Genomic DNA, 1,515 nt, shown 5'->3' with positions numbered 1-1,515 from the left:
TGAGCGCGAACCCGCATGCCAACGGCGGCGAGCTGCTGCAGCCGCTCGCGATGCCGTCGTTCCGCGAGCATGCGGTCGCGGTGCCGCAGCCCGGCGCGGTGCAGGCCGAGTCGACCCGCGTGCTCGGCGAGTTCCTGCGCGAGCTGGTGCGGCGCAACCTGGCGGCGCGCAACTTCCGGCTGTTCGGCCCCGACGAGACCGCCTCGAACCGGCTGGACGCGGTGTACGAGGTGTCGGGCAAGCAATGGCTCGCGCGCATCGACGAGGTCGACCCGAACCTCGGCACCGACGGCCGCGTGATGGAGGTGCTCAGCGAGCACCTGTGCGAAGGCTGGCTCGAGGGCTACCTGCTGACCGGCCGGCACGGGCTGTTCTCCTGCTACGAAGCCTTCATCCACATCATCGACTCGATGTTCAACCAGCACGCCAAGTGGTTGAAGACCTGCCGGAACATCCCGTGGCGGCAGCCGATCGCCTCGTTGAGCTACCTGCTCACCTCGCACGTCTGGCGCCAGGACCACAACGGCTTTTCRCACCAGGATCCGGGGTTCATCGACCACGTCGCGAACAAGAAGTCCGACGTGGTGCGCATCTACCTGCCGCCCGATGCGAACTGCCTGCTGTCGGTGGCCGACCACTGCCTGCGCAGCCGCAACTACGTCAACGTGATCGTCGCCGGCAAGCAGCCGGCCTGGCAGTGGCTCGACGTCGACGCGGCGACGCGGCACTGCCGCACCGGCGCCGGCACCTGGGACTGGGCTGGCAGCGCCGGCGAGCCGGAAGTCGTGATGGCCTGCGCCGGCGACGTGCCGACGCTCGAGACGCTGGCCGCCGTGACGCTGCTGCGCGACTACGTGCCCGACCTGCAGGTGCGCGTGGTCAACGTCGTCGACCTGTTCGCGCTGCAGCCGCCGGGGGAGCATCCGCACGGGCTGACCGACGAGGCCTTCGATGCGATCTTCACCGCCGACCGGCCGGTGGTGTTCGCGTTCCACGGCTACCCGTCGCTGGTGCACAAGCTGACCTACCGGCGCCGCAACCACGCGAACATCCACGTGCGCGGCTACTGCGAGGAAGGCACGACGACGACGCCGTTCGACATGGTGGTGCTGAACCAGCTCGACCGCTACCAGCTGGCATTCGACGCGATCCGCCGCGTGCCGCGCCTGGCCGACCGGGTACCGGCCGAGGCCGAGCGGCTGGCGGCGACGCTGCGCCGGCACCGGGAATGGGTGTGCGAGCACGGCGACGACCTGCCCGAGGTGAAGGAGTGGCGCTGGTCGCCGCGCTGAAACGTTCGCATCCCCGTACGCCGTTGCGCCCGCCAGGCGGCCGGCGCGCGACCGGGTCGTCATCATCGCTGCCATGACGATCCCCTCGCTTCGCGACGTTCCCGACCGCTTCGACAGCCCGCGCCTGACGATCCGCTGCCCGCAGTCCGGCGACGGGCCGCGCTTGCATGAGGCGATCGTCGCGTCGCTCGACGCGTTGCGCGCGTTCCCGGCCTCGCTGCCG

At 70.4% G+C, this 1,515-nt stretch carries 1 protein-coding gene; it reads left to right on the top strand.

Going from position 1 to position 1,515, the window contains the following annotated elements; translation table 11 throughout:
* Window positions 1-1,292: phosphoketolase family protein (locus AC1D15_RS31585; protein WP_477829152.1), on the top strand; the 1,292-nt coding region annotated here is incomplete at its 5' end.
* Window positions 1,293-1,515 lie beyond the last annotated feature (223 nt).

The organism is Rhizobacter sp. P2_H2, from assembly GCF_056403375.1.
This window is presented reverse-complemented; position numbering and strand designations above follow the sequence as displayed.